Consider the following 15,721-nt stretch of genomic DNA (forward strand, 5'->3'; position numbering starts at 1 on the left):
CGTCAGGACTCCAGCGCGTGCCGCACGGCCACGGTGACGAGCGTGGAGTGCAGAGCCACCGAGAGCGCCGCGATCTCCCGGGCCAACTCGGCCGCGCGGTCACGTGCATCCGCGTCGCCCTGCCGTGCCACCGGCCCGGCGATCTGGGTGATGAGACCTGTCTGCCGGTCCGCGGCAGTCCGGAAACCGCGCAGATGACGGACGTCCACCCCGTGACCGGCGAGATCGTGCGCCGTTCGCGCGACCAGGACCGCCTCCGGGTCGAAGAAGCCCCCGGGGCCCGCCACGATGAGCCCGGCGTCCACGAGGGAACCGACGAGCTCCGCGTCCACCCCCGACTGCTCGACCACGTCCTCACGGGTCAACCGGAGGACGGTGTCGCTGCGGAAGTCGTCCGGGGTCGACCCCGGGACGCCGTCCCCACCGTGCCGTGGGAGCAGAGCGGTGGTGGACCCGTCCGCGATCGCGGAGTCGAGCGCCTCCAGCTCCTCACGGATCACCTTGAGCGGCAGATACCGGTCACGCTGCGCCGTGAGCACATACCGCAGCCGCTCACGGTCCCCGACACTGAACCTGCGGTACCCGCTGGCGGTCCTCTCGGGGGTGACCAGTCCTTCGTTCTCGAGGAACCGGACCTTCGACACCGTGAGGTCCGGGAACTCCGGACTCAGAAGTGCGATGACGCCGCCGATGGAGAGGTGCCCCTCCTCAGCGGCGCCGTGTCCGGCGGCTGTCACTGCCCGGGCGTACCCGTCAGGAAGACCAGGCGGAACTTGCCGATCTGGACCTCGTCACCGTTCGACAGCGACGCGGCGTCCACGGGCTCACGGTTGACGTACGTACCGTTCAGGGACCCGACGTCGACGACGTTGAAGGTCCCGCCCTCGCTGCGGAACTCCGCGTGACGACGACTCACGGTGACGTCGTCGAGGAAGATGTCGCTGTCCGGATGACGACCCGCCGACGTGGTCGCCTGGTCCAGGAGGAACCGCGAGCCCGCGTTGGGCCCTCGCTTCACCACCAGGAGCGCCTGCCCCTCGGGCAGTCCCTCGACACCGGTGACGGCGGGCTCGGACTGAGCCGCCTGCTGATCGGACTCGTTGAGAAGCTCCGCGCGGAACACCGAGGTGGTCTCTGCGGTCGCCTCGGGCATGTTCTTGTTCTCGGTCACGTTCGTCTCTCCTCGTCCGAGCCCGGGCGTGGGGCTCACCATGCGGTGCCTGCGATTCTATGTCGGACCGTCCGGCCGCGGGGCCGGGGGCGGTCCCTACCCCTCAGCCCTCCGTGATCTTGGAGTATCCGTCCGAGTCCAGCGTCTGCTCGAGCTGCGTCTCCAGGTCGTCGACGTCGGCGATCTCGAGGACGACGATCCACCCCTCACCGTACGGATCGGAGTTGACCAGCTCGGGAGAGGTCTCGAGGGCGGTGTTGACCTCGACGACCTTCCCGCTGAGCGGCGCGTACAGGTCAGAGACGCTCTTGGGAGACTCGACCTCGCCGAAGGGCTCACCCGACTCCGTCTCACCGCCCACGTCCGGGAGCTGCACGAAGACGATGTCACCCAGCTTGGACTGCGCGTACTCGGTGATGCCGATGCGAACGCGGGTATCGGACACCCGTTCAACCCACTCGTGCTCGTCGGTGTACCGGAGCTGGTCGGGGATGTTCTGGTCGCTCACTGATGTGCCCTTCTCGCGTGGCTCACTTGGCGTGTTCATCTGGCGACATTACACACCGCCGGACGACCCCACTGCAGTAGATCCGGCACCGCGCGGGGGGACCGCGCGCGCGATCCTCCACGCCTGCCACAGGTAGATCGCACCGCTCCAGGAGTAGAGACCCACGCCCCAGTACAGGCACGCCTCACCGAGGATCTGCAGCCCCTCCCCACCGGGGACTCCGGCGAACCCGGCGAGGAGCAGTGGAAGGGACCAGAACAGCGCGAAGGTGGCGGCTTTGCCCAGGTAGGTGACCTCCGGGTCGATCCCTCGCCGGCGGTACACCGGCATGGTCCCGACCAACAGCGCGTCCCTCACCAGAAGAACCACCACGACCCAGACGGGGATGTACCCGGCGACGGCGAAGGCCACGGGCACGGCGGCCACCAGGATTCGGTCGGCGAGGGGGTCGAGTCGCTCCCCCCAGGTGGACCTCATGTGCCACAGCCGTGCGATCTTGCCGTCGAGCCAGTCGGAGACGACCAGCGCGCCGAGGAGCCACAGCGCCAGTGGCGGGTCGTCCCAGACCAGGATGCTCACCACGAGCACCGGGATCAGCGCGATGCGCGCCAGCGAGATGACGTTGGGAAGCGTCCAGAACCTGTCGCTGACCCCGGGGTCACGCGGCGGCGGTTCGTACCCGAGGCCGGGTGGCACCGCGGCGGAGAGGTGTCCGTCACGCGGTTGCGGGATGCGCGCACCGAGGACCCTGCCCTCTCCGGTCCGCCATTCCCGAAGATCGGTCTCACGCCTGCCCTCCCGCGCCGCGCTCATCGGAAGGTCGACATCATCCCGGAGAAGACGTTGCCACCCGCCGCCATCGGGTTGTCGTGGACCATGTACGTCCACGTGGAGGTGGGCCGCGCCATCGCGTTGGCCACCAGATCCACCCCCGCATCGGTGAACTCGATCTCGGCGAAGGTGGTCTCGGACTCACGGACCGCGTCCGAGGCGAGGTCTCGGAAATGGTCGATCGCGATCCGGTGGAACTCGTCGAGGGGGTTCTCGCGCCCCAGCGCGCGGAGGTGGATCGACTCGCGGACGTCGTTCATCGTCTCCAGGTGACGAGCCCAGCCCCGGTCGAGATGCCACAGCATGATGTCCCGGCACCCCTGCACCACGGCGTCACGGCCGTGCGTCTCCACGAGTTCGGCACTGCGCCCGGGATCGTGCGCGGTGAGTTCCTCGAACGCCTTCTCCGTCACCAACAGCGCTGCCCGTCGCTCGGCCAGGATCGCGCGTTGTTCGGCGAGAAGTCGGCTGTACCGCCAGGTGTTGGAGTGGATCGCGAGCATCTGCCCCTCGGTGACGCGCTGGGCGTGGTCCACCGCGTCCCGGCCACGGTTGCCCTTGAGCAGCCCGCTGATCCTGTCGTGCGAGGTGGGGATCTTCTCGGGCTCCAGGGCCGAGGTCACGACCGGGTCGTCCATCGCGGCGAAGAACACCGAACTGCCGGGATCCCCCTGGCGCCCGGCGCGCCCCCGCAACTGGTTGTCGAGCCTCTCCGTCCGGTGCCGCCCGGTCCCCACCACGTGCAGTCCACCGAGTTCGACCACCTCGTCGCGGCGGGATTCGTCGGACCCACCCAGCCTGATGTCCGTGCCGCGGCCCGCCATCTGGGTGGAGACGGTCACATTGCCCACGTCCCCCGCCTCGGCGATGATGGCCGCCTCCTCCTCGTCGTTCTTCGCGTTGAGTACCACGCACTCCACGCCCTTCTCGGACAGTCGTGCGGCGAGTTCCTCCGACTCCGCGACGTCGTGGGTTCCCACGAGCACCGGCTGGCCGGTCGAGTGGACGGCGGCGATGTGCTCGACGACGGCGCGGGTCTTGCTGTCGACGTCGATGTACGTCCGATCGGCCTCGTCGACTCGGACGCAGGGGGTGTTCGGGTCGATCTGGGAGACACCCAGTGAGTAGAACTCGCGCAACTGCGCCCCCGCCGCCAGGGCCGTTCCCGTCATCCCGCACACGCGGTCATATCGGCCGATGAACGCCTGGACCGTGATGCTGTCGAGGATCTGACCGGCCTCGGAGACCGCGACCCCCTCCTTGGCCTCGACGGCCGCCTGCAGTCCGTCCGGCCACCGTTGCAGTTCGGCGACGCGACCCCGAGAGGCGTTGATCAGCTGGACCCGCCCGTCACGGACGATGTAGTCCACGTCCCGCCTCAGCAGGAAGCACGCGTGGAGTGCGACGTTGACCTGCACCAGCGTCGTGGCGACATGCTCCTCGTCGTAGAGGTCACCGATCCCCAGTTCGCCTTCGATCGCCTCGGCGCCGTCGTCCGTCAGGAAGATGTTGCGCCGCTCGGAGTCGGTCTCGTAGTGGCGGCCCGGTCGCAGTTTCCGGACCGCGGAGAGGATCTCCCCCGTGGGCGCCTCCCCGGAGGTGGACCCGGCGAGGACCAGGGGGACCAACGCCTCGTCGACGAGCACCGAGTCCGCCTCGTCGACCAGAGCGACGTCCGTGGTCGGCGAGATGAGGTCCGCCGGGTCGGTGACCAGCTGCTCCCGCAGGACGTCGAATCCGATCTCGGAGACGGACCCGTAGGTGACGTCGCAGGCGTATGCGCCGCGACGTTCCTCGCGGGTCGACGACTCGGTGACGTGACCCACCGTCAGCCCCAGGAGCTCGAACATCGGCCCCATCCACCGCGCGTCGCGGGCCGCGAGATAGTCGTTGACGGAGATGACGTGGACGGTGTGCCCCTGGAGTGCATAACCGGCCGCCGCGACCGCACCCGAGAGGGTCTTGCCCTCTCCGGTCGCCATCTCCACCACATCCCCCGCGAACATCCTCAGAGCGCCCTGGAGTTGGACGTCGAACGGCCTCAGTCCGACGGCCCGGGTCGCCGCCTCTCTGGCCAGAGCGAGGAAGCGTGCGAGGTCCTCGGGGGACTCGCCGAAGAGCTGCAGATCGTGGGCGGCGTCCGCGAAATCGCCGTCGTCCATACCCGAGGCCCAGTCGTCGAACCCGTGGGACGCCTCGACCGCACTCTGCGCGCGCGAGGTGTCCCGGCCCTGGGTGGAGCCCATCAGCTTCCAGAAGCGGTTGGCGAATCCCACGCGTGGAGTCCTTCCCGATCTACAGAACAGTTGATGCCACCGTACGCAGGGGCTGGCAGGGTCGGGGGCGCGCCCCGCTGGTCGCTGCGTCAGCGATCAGGGTCGATCTGTCCGCGCAGCCTGCGCATGGCCTCGGTGGAGAGCATCCGGTCGCCGGCCCGGGAGGCCAGGTGCTCGGCCGTGAGGTCCGCGGGGGTGGGCACGTGGGCCGTCGACGGAGGTCTCACCCCGTGCTCACGGGCGATGTCGTCGAGCCGCGCGGCCTCGGACTCCGCCGCATCGGCGCGGGTCTCCACGGATTCCACCAACGCGCGGAACGCGACCGCCCGTTCGACGACCTCGGCCCAGACCTCGTTGATCGCGGTGCCCATCCCGGTCTGGGAGGTGAATCCGTCACGCGCGGGGGGGACGCCCGGCATCGCCGCCGTCTCCCGGAGGCGGCACAGGTCTCCGGCGAGTCCCACCACCTCGGTCTCCGCGTCGAACTGGAGCCGGATCTCCTCGACGGATCGCCCCCCGCGCATGTAGGCGCGGATCAGTCGGTCGTACAGCCCGCCGACCTCCATGAGCAGCGCCGTGTACATCTCGGGGAGGCGACGGCTGTCCGCCCGGATGCGCGGGAGCGACGGCAGCGATTCCACCACCGCCTGGACACGGTGCGGCAGGACGACCCTGCCCATCTCGCGCTGCCCGTACGCCGCCGCGGCGGTGCCCAGCTCGAACATGGTCCGGGGCACCATCGGCACCGGCGCCATCGTCGGCGTGGAGGCGAGGGCGTCGAAGAGCCGACCCCGGTCCTCCGGGTCCAGGTGGACGCCGCGCTTGCGATCCGCACGGATGTCCTTGATGCGGTACGCAAAGACACCTGCGCCACGGGTGAATCCGGTGCGCAGGGTGACGTACTTCCGGTCGAGGTCCGCCAGCCGGGTTCGCAACGCCACCCTCAGGACCGACGGCAGCGGAGAGCCGAGCAGGCGCCGGAGATCGTGGCGCTGCTCCTCGATCACACGCAGCTGGTGGAAACCGCCCACTGTCGGAAAGGGCAGATTTCGGTGGAGCCGCGCGAGCACGACGCCGACGATCCGTGGTTCGACGAGACCACAGGCGACCAGCAGAGCGGCCCGATCGGAGAGTTCTCCGGCGCCCGACGGGGCCGTGCCCGCGCACAGATCGTCGACGTGGCGGACCAGGCGGGCACGGGCATCCTCGCCGTCACCGTCCTGATCGTGACTGGTCATACCCGAGCACCTCTCCCCCCGCTCCGGCGGTCACCGCCGATGGACCTCATGCTGCCATGATGCCCCGTCCGGGGATCACGTGCCGTCCGGCTCGACCGGAGCGCGGATTCGCCGACACGGCACGTGTGGGGGTCTACTCCTGCTCGGGCGTGATCCGCACGACCATCTTCCCGGTGTTGGCGCCGCGCATCATGTCGAGGAACGCGTCGACAGTGTTCTCGATGCCGTCGACGACGGTCTCGTCGTAGGCGATCTCCCCGGCGGCGAACCACGTCGTCATCCGCTCGGCGAACTCGGTCCCAAGGTGGAGGTAACCGCCGAGCGTGAAGCCCTTGAGCGTCAGTGCACGGACGATGATGTTTGCCAGGTTGTCCGGGCCGGGCGTCCGGCCCTCGTCGTTGTAGCTCGCTATCGCCCCGCACAGGGCGATTCGCCCGCCGTCGCTCATCACGTCGAGTGCCGCCTCCAGGTGGTCGCCTCCGACGTTGTCGAAGTACACGTCGACTCCCTCCGGGGCCAGTGCGCCGAGCTGTTCGCGTACGGGCGCGTCCTTGTAGTTGAACGCAGCGTCAAAGCCATACTTATCGGTGAGCAGACGCACCTTCTCGGGAGATCCCGCCGATCCGATGACTCGACCGGCGCCCAGGAGCCGAGCGATCTGCCCGGCGGCGGTACCGACCGCGCCGGCGGCTCCGGAGATGAAGACCGTGTCCCCCGGCTTCAGGCCGGCGATCGCAGTGAGCCCTACGTAACCGGTCAACCCGGTCATGCCGAGGATGCCGAGGTACAGGGAGAGCGGTGCTCCGTCGAGCTCGGGCACTACGGAGAAGGTCGACGCGTCGGCCTGAACGATGTCCGACCACCCGTGCTGGTGCAGCACGACGCTCCCGACGGGGACGGAGTCGTCGGTGGATGCGGTGACCCGACCGACCGCGCCGCCGGTGATGGTCGCGCCGACCGCGTAAGGGGCGGTGTAGCTCCGCACGTCGTTCATCCGGCCCCGCATGTAGGGGTCGACGGAGACATAGAGGTTCGAGACCCGGACCTGACCCGGTTCGAGTGGCCCGTAGCTGACCGTGGTGGTGCGGAAGTCCTCGTGCCTCGGCCACCCCGTGGGGCGCGCGGCGAGCTGGATATGGGTACTGGTGGCGGTGCTGGTGACGTCGGTCATGGTTCTACTTCCGGGTGCGGTTGTGACGGGTGGTGGGGAACAGGGGAACGGCGAAGTCCACTAGAGAGCGATCGCGAGCACGAGCACCGAGAGCAGCGGTAGCACGCCCTGCTTGAGGGCCGCCCCCCGCTTGTCGGGGGCGGAGAGGAACAGGACGAGGGCCGCCGCGGCCATGGAACCGGCACCGGCGAACAGCAGCGCGGCACCCACAGGAACCGGACCGGCGAGGACGAACGCGATGCCGACCGCCGCGACGATCGCGAGGAAGAGGTTGTAGAACCCCTGGTTGAAGGCGAGCTGCTGGGTGGCGCGCGCCTCATCGAGGCTTGTTCCGAAGACGCGGCGGGCACGAGCGCTCGTCCACATGAGTGACTCGAGCGCAAAGATGACGACGTGCACCAGCGCCGCGAGGGCGGCGAGGATCAGGGAGAAGATGAGCATGGTGTGACCTTGACGGATAGATGGGAGCGGATACGTTCTGAACTGATCGTTTCAATATATACTAAACTGGACGTTTCACAAAAGGAGGCCGATCATGGGTCGCACACAGGGATTCGACACCGCCGCCGCCGTGCGCCGCGCACGTCAGGTCTTCTGGGAGTCGGGTTACGAGGACGCGGCGATCCCTGCCCTCGAGAGCGCCACCGGCCTGAACCGCTCGAGCATCTACAACGCCTTCGGTAGCAAGCGCGGCCTGTTCGACGCGGCGGTCGACAGTTACCTCGACGAGGTCATCCGCCCACTGCTCCAGCCGCTCACCGAGACCCCTGTCGCCCCCGGCGCGATCGTCGAGTACCTCGCCAGGCTGCGAAGCGCGTTCCTCAACGAAGGCTCCTCGGCGTCCGCGAACGGGTGCCTTCTCATCAATTCGGCGAACGCGCCGATCGCGCGGGACGCGGCCGTGCGCGAGGTCGTCGCCGCGTATCGCCAGGAGCTACGCTCCGCCATCGGTCGCGGCGTCGTCGCCCACCGGCCAAGCCACGACCCCGAGGCCAACGCCCGGCTCGCAGACGCCTGCACTGCGATGATCGTTGCAGCCTTCGCGCTCACCCGCGTCGACAATGTGGCCGCGCTGCAGTGCATCGACACCGCAACCCACCTCCTCGACCATCACGCCTGACGGCGGAGTAGCCCCGGCGCAGGGCGACGGACCCCGGGGCCGCAGGACACCTCCGTGTACTCTTATTGACAACCGTTCTCAATAAGAGGTGGGCGCGAGTGGTCCGAGTGTCGCAGCTGCCGTTCGCGGGTCCGTCTGGCGCGCACGGGTCACCCACGTGTCACCCGGAAGGAACCCCATGACCTCCACCCCCACGGTCCTCGACGCCCTCGTCATCGGGGCGGGCCCGGCCGGGATAGGGACCGCGCTCGCCCTGGCGTCCGTCGATGGCCTCGTCTTTGGGGTACTCGAACGGGGAGAGATCGGACAAACGTTCCTGGACTGGCCGGCGGAACAGACGTTCCTGACCCCGTCTTTCACCGGCAACGGCTTCGGTGCCACGGACTTGAATGCCGTCCACCCTGAGACCTCACCGGCGTTCAGCCTCGGCGTCGACTATCCCTCCGGACGCCAGTACGCCGCCTACCTGCGCGGTGTCGCCAAGCACTTCCACGTCCCCATTCTCGATGGCACGGAGGCCACCTCGGTGACTCCCCGAGACGGGGGTTTCGAGGTACTCAGCGAGCGCGGATCGGTCCTCGCCCGCTCGGTGGTCTGGGCGGGGGGTGAGTTCGGTGATCCCTCGACACCGCGCATCACCGGACACTCGCTGCTCGATCACAGCAGCGGACCCGCCGCATGGGCACCGCATCCCGGAGATGTCGTGGTGATCGGCGGCTACGAGTCCGGCATCGACATCGCCTGTCACCACGTCCAGCAGGGAGCGCACGTCACCGTTCTGGATTACCAGACTCCCTGGGACGCCGGGACCGGATCCGACCCGTCGTTCCGCCTCGCTCCGCGATCCCGGATGCGACTGCTCGGTGCGCTGGCGACGGGCAGACTGACCCTCACCGCCGCCCAGGCCGTCAAGGTGTCGAAGACCTCCCAGGGCTACGCCACCCGACTCGGCGACGGCGACGTCGTGACCAGCGACAGCCCTCCGATCGCAGCCACCGGCTTCGGACCGGGTCTCGGCCCAGTCGCGGACCTGTTCGCCACCCGAGAGGACGGGTGGCCCGAACTTGACGAGGACGACCAGTCCACGATCACACCCGGCCTCTTCCTGTCCGGACCGACCATCCGCCACCGCGGGTTGAAGTTCTGTTTTGTCTACAAATTCCGGCAGCGCTTCGCGCATATCGCCCGGATCATCGGTGAGCGGGCGGACAAGAACGTCGACGCCCTCGAGGCGTGGCGCGCCGCGGGAATGCTGACCGACGACCTGTCGTGCTGCGGGGTGGACTGCGCGTGCTGAGGGTAGCGCTCGGCGCGTTCCGGGGCCCCCGCCCCCTGGCCGTCACGGCGCTCTTCCTCACCGCAATCGGCCTCGGGAGCGCGATCGGTGCGTGGGCACCGACCGCGGCGGGCCAGCTGAGCGGAGCCGTCGACCATCTGGTGCTGGTGCTCGTGGCCGCCATCTTCTTCACGCTGCGGATCGACGGCATGCCGGCGCTGCGCCGCGCGCCTCGGATGGTGTTCCTGGCCGTCGGGACCAATTTCCTCATCATCCCAGTGATCGCATGGGCGCTGACCTCGGTCCTGGTGCCTGACGACGCCCTCCGACTCGGGGTACTAATCTACTGCCTGTTCCCCTGCACCGACTGGTTTCTCGGTTTCACGCGCCTCGCCGGTGGGGACACGGCGGTCGGATCCGCCCTCATCCCCATCCAGCTGGCCCTGCAGCTGGCCCTGTATCCCGTGTGGCTGGGTGTGTTCGCAGGCCAGCAGGTTGACGATGCCCTTGCTGTGGCCGGGCCCGCACTCCTCACCTGGTTCGTGGTCCCGGCCGGGATCGCACTCTCACTCCGCTGGCTGCTCGGCCTGGTCGCCACGCCACGTCTGAGTACCCGGATCATCGACGCCGTCGACGGCACTGTGCCATTCGTCATCGTCGCCCTGATCGTGTGCCTGTTCGCAGGCAACGTGGGCACCATCCTGGCCGACCCGTCCGCGTTCGGCTGGGTGCTGCTCGTGGTGTTCCTGTTCTTCGTCGTCGTCTACGTCGTAGGCGAGACGATCTCCAGGGGCTTCGGTCTCAGCCACCCCGAGCATGTACTCCTCACCATGACCACCTCGGCCCGAAATGCCCCGCTCATGCTGGCGGTCAGCACGATCGCACTACCAGATCAGCCCGTGATTGCCGCCGCGATTGTGATCGGCATGCTGGTCGAGTTCCCCCACCTCACCGCTCTTACCCACCTGCTCGCCAGGCAGCGACAACGCGGGCACGCGCGCGGTGACGGTCACCTCCTGGCCAGGGCGGTGCCGCGACCGGCAACCGAGGTCGATCACCGGGGCCGTTAGCGGGTGAGAGACAGCGCCGCACTCCCCCGAGGTTCCCCGGTCTGGGAGTACCGTCGTCCGATGAGCACCGCCGAGTCATCGACCGACGACTTGCGGGCGATGGAAGCAGCACTGTGGCCGGCGTACCTGTCGGCCCGTTCCGGCCTCCCCGGCCCTCGCGCCAACCTCTCGTTGCTCACCGTCGCCGCGAGACTCGCGGACGGCCGCGCCATCGAGGCGATGAGGACCGACGGCGGCGAGTACCCCGCGATGTGCGCGGCCGCGGCCTTCGGATTGAGAGCGGGCAGCGCGGCGTGCGAGGACAGCGCCCGGGCGCTCGCGACGGATGAACGGTGGCGGGTGCGCGAGGGAGTCGCCATCGGTCTCCAGCTCCTCGGTGAGGACTCGCCCGACGTGTTGATCGGGATAGTCCAGAGGTGGGCCGATGATCCCGAACTGTATCTCCAGCGCATCGCCACCGTCGCCATCTGCGAGCCGCGCCTGCTGCGCACGGCCCCGGCGGCGGCCGTCGCCGTCGACGTGTGTCGACGCTGTACACGCCATCTCACTGCTCTTCCGCCGGCACTGCGGACCAGCCCTGCAGCCCGAAACCTCCGCCAGGCGCTGGGGTACTGCTGGAGCATCGCCGTGGCCGCCGATCCGGACCCCGGCCTGGCCGCATTCCGTGACCTCCCGACGGACGACCGCGACGTCGAGTGGATCGTCACCCAGAATCTGCGCAAGAAGCGACTCGCGGCGCTGGTGTGACGCCTGCGCCCGGGAACACGGGAGAGAGCGTCACCTCACCCGTCGTCGCGTAGGGGAACCCGGACGTCCCCACCCGACTCCTCGGTGATCCGGCGGCCCATCTGCACGTACGTCGGCTCGGCGAGGAAGCCCCCGGCGAAGAGCGCCTGGCCCTGTGCGAACGAGGCCGATCGCCGTATCTGGTCCTCGCCGGCGAAGCCGAACACTTCTGCGAGCTCCATCAGGTCCCTGGGCGAGTTGACGCGCATCAGACCCAGGTTGTCGCACTGCGAGAGCACGTTGGGGTGGATCTTGTTCGGTCGCTGCGTGGAGAGCAACAACCACAGCCCGAACTTCCGGCCCTCCGCGGCGATCTGGACCAGTTGGCGGGTGAGCGCCCGCTCGACGTCGGTCTGCGGATCGGGCGGGCAGAGATTGTGCGCCTCGTCGATCACGATGAGGATCGGCTCGCGATCCTCGCGCCTCGTCCACAGGTGCTCCACGACGGCCAACGCCGCCACCTTGGACTCGGCCGGGTGGGTGAAGCCGCCGAGATCCATCACCGTGGCGCGGGGGCGTTGATCGATCACGTCGACGACAGAACTCGCGCCCCTGGACCACAGATCCCACTCGAGCACCTGGAGGTTCTCCATCCGGTAGGACAGTCGGACCTCCCCGGGGTCGGACGAGGCCCGGAGGGTCGCGAGCGCCTCCACCGAGTCGAAATCCTCCGCGCGGACGTTGGTGCGCAGGAGGACGTTGTACTCCTCCGCGTCCGCGATCGGGTCGAGCTGCAACAAGGCGGCCTTGGACGCCGGGGACAGGTCCACGTACCGGGCGTGCAACCGTTCCCCCGCACCCTCCGACGAGCGCAGCACCCTGATGTCGAGCTCCGCGAGCCGGGCCACCTCGGCCGCACCGGCCTCCTCGCGGGCCTCGGGCAGCCTGACGAAGTCCGCATTCGGGTCGAGGATGACCATGGGGAGTTCGGTGTGCAGCAGTAGCTGTTCGAGGACCACGCCCAGCGCGTAGGTCTTCCCGCTGCCGCTCTGCCCGCACCAGAAGGTGTGGCGGTTGAAGCGACGGGCGTCCAACCGGACCGGGGCATCCGGAGCGCCCACCGCGCTGCCGATCGTGATCTCGGTCATCGTCACCCCTTGCGTGCACACCGGTGGAGGAGATCCCATCTAATCACCGGCGTTCCGCCCCCAGGCGCGAAATCGGTCAGTGCGGTACTACCCCTCGTCCGTGAGGTTGATCGTCCACTCGTCACGGTGCGACACGATGAGCACCGAGGGCCCGGGAGCCAGATCGAGGCCGAACTCTGCATCGGCACTGGGGGTGGTCACCACATTTTTCGGAGTCCCGCCCGAGCGAGGGAGGGAGAACTCAGTGACCGCCATCCCGACAGCGGTGTCTGCTCGGCTCCCCGTGATCACACCGCCCTCCCCGTCGTACAGAAAGACCCGCGTGCCTCGTCCCTCGCTCGCCAGCGGCGGGGCCGACGACACCGGCAGCACCGAGAGCTCCCACACGCCGTCCCCCTCGACCTCGAGCCCGTGCGGAGCGGGATTCGCCGGCCACCACATCGACTCGCCGTCAAAGGTCCCCCGGTCGGCGGTGTTCGCTTCGATCACGCCGTCAATGAGGATCATCTGTTTCTCGCCCTCGGCATCCAGACTCCACAGAACTAGTGGTTCGGTTCCCTCATAGGTCATCCGGACGATTCCGCCATCCGCGTCCGCGACTTCGGGGGGTAGCGGGACGACCGCCTCGCCCTCGCCTGACGCCTCGACGGCATCGAAGCTCCCATACCGCTCGTCCGCGCTCTCTGCCGCGGAGCTGTCGCCAGAATCCGGAGACGGCGACGAGGATGCCCCGGGGTAATCGGTCGACGGAGAATCACCCGAGCATCCGACGAGGAACGTGGCGAGTGCGACCACCACTGCCCCAGCGGCGAGACGGCCGCGTGGAGATCCGACCATCATCACTAGTCGATCAACCCCTGAGGTACCACGTCACGGCGGAGGATCGCCGCTGTCTCGTAGCGTGCCATAGCGAACGACTCAGGGGCGGTCTCCCCTACGGGAAACCGCCCCTGCTCTGTCGGGCTGACAGGATTCGAACCTGCGACCCCTTGACCCCCAGTCAAGTGCGCTACCAAGCTGCGCCACAGCCCGCCCGCCACCGCGTCTCGCGCGGCGACTGGATCAGACTAGCGCACGCCTGTGGGAGCGCTCCAATCGCCTGGTCACTTGCGCTGTCGACGCTCCTTGACGCGCACGTTCACCCGGACCGGAGAGCCGTCGAAACCGAACGTCTCGCGCAATCGCCGCTCCAGGAATCGCCGGTAGCCCGCCTCCAGGAATCCGGTGGAGAAGAACACGAACGTGGGGGGCCGGGTGGTGGCCTGGGTGCAGAAGCGGATCCGCGGCAGCTTCCCGCCGCGCATCGGCGGCGGGGTGGCGGCCACGACCTCGCTCATCCACGTGTTGAGGGGACCCGTGGGGATGCGCTTGTCCCAGGAGTCGAGCGCGCCCTCCATCGCCGGCACCAGCTTGGCCAGCGCACGGCCCGTGGTGGCCGAGATGTTCACTCGGTACGCCCACGTGAGGATCTTCGACAGCTCCCTGTCGATCTCCTTGTCCAGGTCGTACCGGCGGTCCTCATCAACCAGGTCCCATTTGTTGAAGGCGATCACCAGCGCCCGACCGGCATCGGCGACCATGGAGATGACCCGCAGGTCCTGTTCCGTGATCGGTTCCGAGGCGTCCAGCAGTAGCACCACGACCTCGGCGGCCTCGATGGCACCGCGGGTACGGAGCGAGGCGTAGTACTCGTGCCCGTACGCCTGATTGACCTTCCGCCGCAGACCGGCGGTGTCCACGAAGCGCCACGTCTTGCCGCCCAGTTCGACGAGCGAGTCCACGGGGTCGACGGTGGTTCCGGCGACGTTGTCGACCACCGACCGCTCCTCGCCGGTGAGCTTGTTGAGCAGGCTCGACTTGCCGACGTTGGGCTTGCCGACCAGCGCCACGCGCCGCGGCGCGTTGGTCGCCTCACGCATCCGGGCCTTGGAGGGCAGCTGGCGGAGGATCTCGTCAAGCAGGTCGGCGGTCCCGCGGCCGTGCGCGGCGGAGATGGCATAGGGCTGGTCGAGGCCCAGCCCCCAGAACTCGGCCGACTGCAGCTCGGCCTTCTCGCTGTCCACTTTGTTGACCGCCAGGATCACGGGGGTGTCCGAGCGGCGCAGGCTCTTGGCCACGGTCTCGTCGGCCGAGGTGATGCCCACGTTCCCGTCGCACACCAGGACGATGAGGTCGGCGGTGCCCATCGCGATCTCGGCCTGCTGCGCGATGGAGCGGTGCATGCCCTTGGCGTCCTGCTCCCACCCGCCGGTGTCCTGCACCATGAAGGTGCGGCCGTTCCACAGGGCCTCGTACGAGACGCGGTCCCTGGTCACTCCGGGAACGTCCTCCACGACAGCCTCGCGCCGGCCGATGATCCGGTTGACCAGAGTGGATTTGCCCACGTTGGGGCGGCCCACGATGGCGACGGTGGGCAGGATCTCCACCCCGTCGACCTCGGCGCCGATCTCGTCGGCCCATTCCTCGGCCACGGCGTCCCAGTCCGTGTCGTCGTTCCAGGCGTCCTCGACGGTCTCCTCGACGGGGCCGGTGGGGAGGTCGAAGTCCTCGTTGCTGCTCACTGTGTGTTCCCTTCTGCGGCGTCGGCGTGCGACGCGTCGGCGCCCTGGGCGAGTGCGACCAACCGGTCGAGCACCTCGTCGAGGGTGAGGTCTGAGGTGTCGATGACGATCGCGTCCTCTGCGGGCCGGAGCGGGCTCGCGGCGCGGGTGGAGTCCTTGCGGTCCCGCTCGACCACCGCGGCCAGCACCTCGTCGTAGTCGGCGTCACGACCGGCCGCCAGGTCCTGCTCGGTCCGGCGACGGGCCCGGATCTCCGGGCTCGCGGTGAGATACACCTTCACCTCGGCGTCGGGGAGCACCACGGTGCCGATGTCGCGGCCCTCGAGGACGACGGTGCCACCACCGGAGGCCAGGCGACGCTGCAGTCCGACCAGGTTGACCCGGACCTCCGGTACGGCGGAGACGGCCGAGACGCCTGCGGTGACGCGGGCGGTGCGGATCTCCTCGCTCACGTCCTCGCCGGCGAGCAGGATCCGCTCGGATCCCGCGTCGGTGCCGATCTCCATCGGCAGATCAGCGGACGTGGCGATCACCGCGGCGGCGTCCTCCGGGTCGATCCCGGCGCGCAGCACCTGCAGGGTGGCCACGCGGTACATCGCACCGGTGTCGAGGTAGGCCCCGCCGA

16 protein-coding genes and 1 tRNA gene are annotated in these 15,721 nt (G+C 68.8%); 4 read left to right on the forward strand and 13 right to left on the reverse strand.

The features are described 5' to 3' along the window. Nucleotides 1-2 precede the first annotated feature (2 nt). From G6027_RS10745 to G6027_RS10780, 8 genes are all read right to left on the reverse strand, one after another. Nucleotides 3-737 carry a MerR family transcriptional regulator gene (locus tag G6027_RS10745; protein ID WP_182637171.1) on the reverse strand — a complete coding sequence of 245 codons (735 nt, stop codon included), beginning with the start codon at nt 735-737 and terminating at the stop codon, nt 3-5. Beyond that, nucleotides 734-1,153 carry an FHA domain-containing protein gene (locus G6027_RS10750; protein ID WP_182637190.1) on the reverse strand — a complete coding sequence of 140 codons (420 nt, stop codon included), beginning with the start codon at nt 1,151-1,153 and terminating at the stop codon, nt 734-736. The genes G6027_RS10745 and G6027_RS10750 overlap by 4 nt, the downstream gene beginning before the upstream one ends. Before the next feature lie 121 nt (nt 1,154-1,274). Then, nucleotides 1,275-1,718, reverse strand: a complete 444-nt coding sequence (gene gcvH, locus G6027_RS10755) for a glycine cleavage system protein GcvH (RefSeq protein WP_182637172.1) — start codon at nt 1,716-1,718, stop codon at nt 1,275-1,277. 9 nt (nt 1,719-1,727) lie between these two features. Continuing rightward, nucleotides 1,728-2,492, reverse strand: a complete 765-nt coding sequence (locus G6027_RS10760) for a CDP-alcohol phosphatidyltransferase family protein (RefSeq protein ID WP_182637173.1) — start codon at nt 2,490-2,492, stop codon at nt 1,728-1,730. Then, complete coding sequence (secA2, locus tag G6027_RS10765; protein ID WP_182637174.1) at nt 2,489-4,786, reverse strand: accessory Sec system translocase SecA2; 2,298 nt, start codon at nt 4,784-4,786, stop codon at nt 2,489-2,491. Before secA2 ends, G6027_RS10760 begins: the two co-directional genes overlap by 4 nt. 89 nt (nt 4,787-4,875) lie before the next feature. After that, nucleotides 4,876-6,024 (reverse strand): hypothetical protein, encoded by a 1,149-nt coding sequence (locus G6027_RS10770; protein WP_182637175.1) that lies wholly within the window; start codon nt 6,022-6,024, stop codon nt 4,876-4,878. Nucleotides 6,025-6,157: 133 nt separating this feature from the next. Further along, a complete protein-coding gene (locus G6027_RS10775; RefSeq protein WP_182637176.1) occupies nt 6,158-7,195 on the reverse strand; it encodes an NADP-dependent oxidoreductase in 1,038 nt (345 codons plus the stop codon). A gap of 60 nt (nt 7,196-7,255) precedes the next feature. Then, entirely contained in the window at nt 7,256-7,636 is a 381-nt protein-coding gene (locus G6027_RS10780; protein WP_182637177.1) for a DUF1304 domain-containing protein, read from the reverse strand. Nucleotides 7,637-7,730: 94 nt separating this feature from the next. Between G6027_RS10780 and G6027_RS10785 the strand changes: the two genes are divergently transcribed. From G6027_RS10785 to G6027_RS10800, 4 genes are all read left to right on the forward strand, one after another. Beyond that, complete coding sequence (locus G6027_RS10785; protein WP_182637178.1) at nt 7,731-8,315, forward strand: TetR/AcrR family transcriptional regulator; 585 nt, start codon at nt 7,731-7,733, stop codon at nt 8,313-8,315. 178 nt (nt 8,316-8,493) lie between these two features. Next, complete coding sequence (locus G6027_RS10790; RefSeq protein WP_182637179.1) at nt 8,494-9,612, forward strand: NAD(P)/FAD-dependent oxidoreductase; 1,119 nt, start codon at nt 8,494-8,496, stop codon at nt 9,610-9,612. Continuing rightward, entirely contained in the window at nt 9,606-10,661 is a 1,056-nt protein-coding gene (locus tag G6027_RS10795) for a symporter (RefSeq protein ID WP_206682487.1), read from the forward strand. Before G6027_RS10790 ends, G6027_RS10795 begins: the two co-directional genes overlap by 7 nt. 60 nt (nt 10,662-10,721) lie before the next feature. Then, nucleotides 10,722-11,408 carry a HEAT repeat domain-containing protein gene (locus G6027_RS10800; protein ID WP_182637180.1) on the forward strand — a complete coding sequence of 229 codons (687 nt, stop codon included), beginning with the start codon at nt 10,722-10,724 and terminating at the stop codon, nt 11,406-11,408. Between the two features lie 35 nt (nt 11,409-11,443). On the opposite strand, the gene G6027_RS10805 is transcribed toward G6027_RS10800, so the two are convergent. From G6027_RS10805 to cmk, 5 genes are all read right to left on the reverse strand, one after another. Beyond that, on the reverse strand, nt 11,444-12,535 hold the full coding sequence (locus G6027_RS10805; protein WP_182637181.1) for an ATP-binding protein: 1,092 nt from the start codon (nt 12,533-12,535) through the stop codon (nt 11,444-11,446). Nucleotides 12,536-12,622: 87 nt separating this feature from the next. Then, nucleotides 12,623-13,105, reverse strand: a complete 483-nt coding sequence (locus G6027_RS10810) for a hypothetical protein (RefSeq protein WP_182637182.1) — start codon at nt 13,103-13,105, stop codon at nt 12,623-12,625. Between the two features lie 388 nt (nt 13,106-13,493). Further along, nucleotides 13,494-13,567, reverse strand: a tRNA-Pro gene (locus G6027_RS10815). A gap of 71 nt (nt 13,568-13,638) precedes the next feature. Continuing rightward, nucleotides 13,639-15,096, reverse strand: coding sequence for a ribosome biogenesis GTPase Der (der, locus tag G6027_RS10820; protein WP_182637183.1), 1,458 nt, complete (start codon nt 15,094-15,096; stop codon nt 13,639-13,641). Further along, a partial coding sequence (gene cmk / locus G6027_RS10825) for a (d)CMP kinase (protein ID WP_241727030.1) occupies nt 15,093-15,721 on the reverse strand: 629 nt, incomplete at its 5' end. The genes der and cmk, both read right to left, overlap by 4 nt.

Source organism: Dietzia sp. SLG310A2-38A2, assembly GCF_014145095.1.
In the GTDB taxonomy this organism is placed as follows: domain Bacteria; phylum Actinomycetota; class Actinomycetes; order Mycobacteriales; family Mycobacteriaceae; genus Dietzia.

Excerpts from the sequence above, each read along its gene's own strand:
- G6027_RS10775 (WP_182637176.1), bottom strand. The coding sequence starts at position 7,195 with ATGACCGACGTCACCAGCACCGCCACCAGTACCCATATCCAGCTCGCC.
- G6027_RS10800 (WP_182637180.1), top strand. The coding sequence starts at position 10,722 with ATGAGCACCGCCGAGTCATCGACCGACGACTTGCGGGCGATGGAAGCA.
- G6027_RS10790 (WP_182637179.1), top strand. The coding sequence starts at position 8,494 with ATGACCTCCACCCCCACGGTCCTCGACGCCCTCGTCATCGGGGCGGGC.
- G6027_RS10760 (WP_182637173.1), bottom strand. The coding sequence starts at position 2,492 with ATGAGCGCGGCGCGGGAGGGCAGGCGTGAGACCGATCTTCGGGAATGG.
- G6027_RS10750 (WP_182637190.1), bottom strand. The coding sequence starts at position 1,153 with ATGCCCGAGGCGACCGCAGAGACCACCTCGGTGTTCCGCGCGGAGCTT.
- G6027_RS10810 (WP_182637182.1), bottom strand. The coding sequence starts at position 13,105 with ATGACCTATGAGGGAACCGAACCACTAGTTCTGTGGAGTCTGGATGCC.
- G6027_RS10780 (WP_182637177.1), bottom strand. The coding sequence starts at position 7,636 with ATGCTCATCTTCTCCCTGATCCTCGCCGCCCTCGCGGCGCTGGTGCAC.
- G6027_RS10770 (WP_182637175.1), bottom strand. The coding sequence starts at position 6,024 with ATGACCAGTCACGATCAGGACGGTGACGGCGAGGATGCCCGTGCCCGC.
- gcvH (WP_182637172.1), bottom strand. The coding sequence starts at position 1,718 with ATGAACACGCCAAGTGAGCCACGCGAGAAGGGCACATCAGTGAGCGAC.
- G6027_RS10785 (WP_182637178.1), top strand. The coding sequence starts at position 7,731 with ATGGGTCGCACACAGGGATTCGACACCGCCGCCGCCGTGCGCCGCGCA.
- G6027_RS10805 (WP_182637181.1), bottom strand. The coding sequence starts at position 12,535 with ATGACCGAGATCACGATCGGCAGCGCGGTGGGCGCTCCGGATGCCCCG.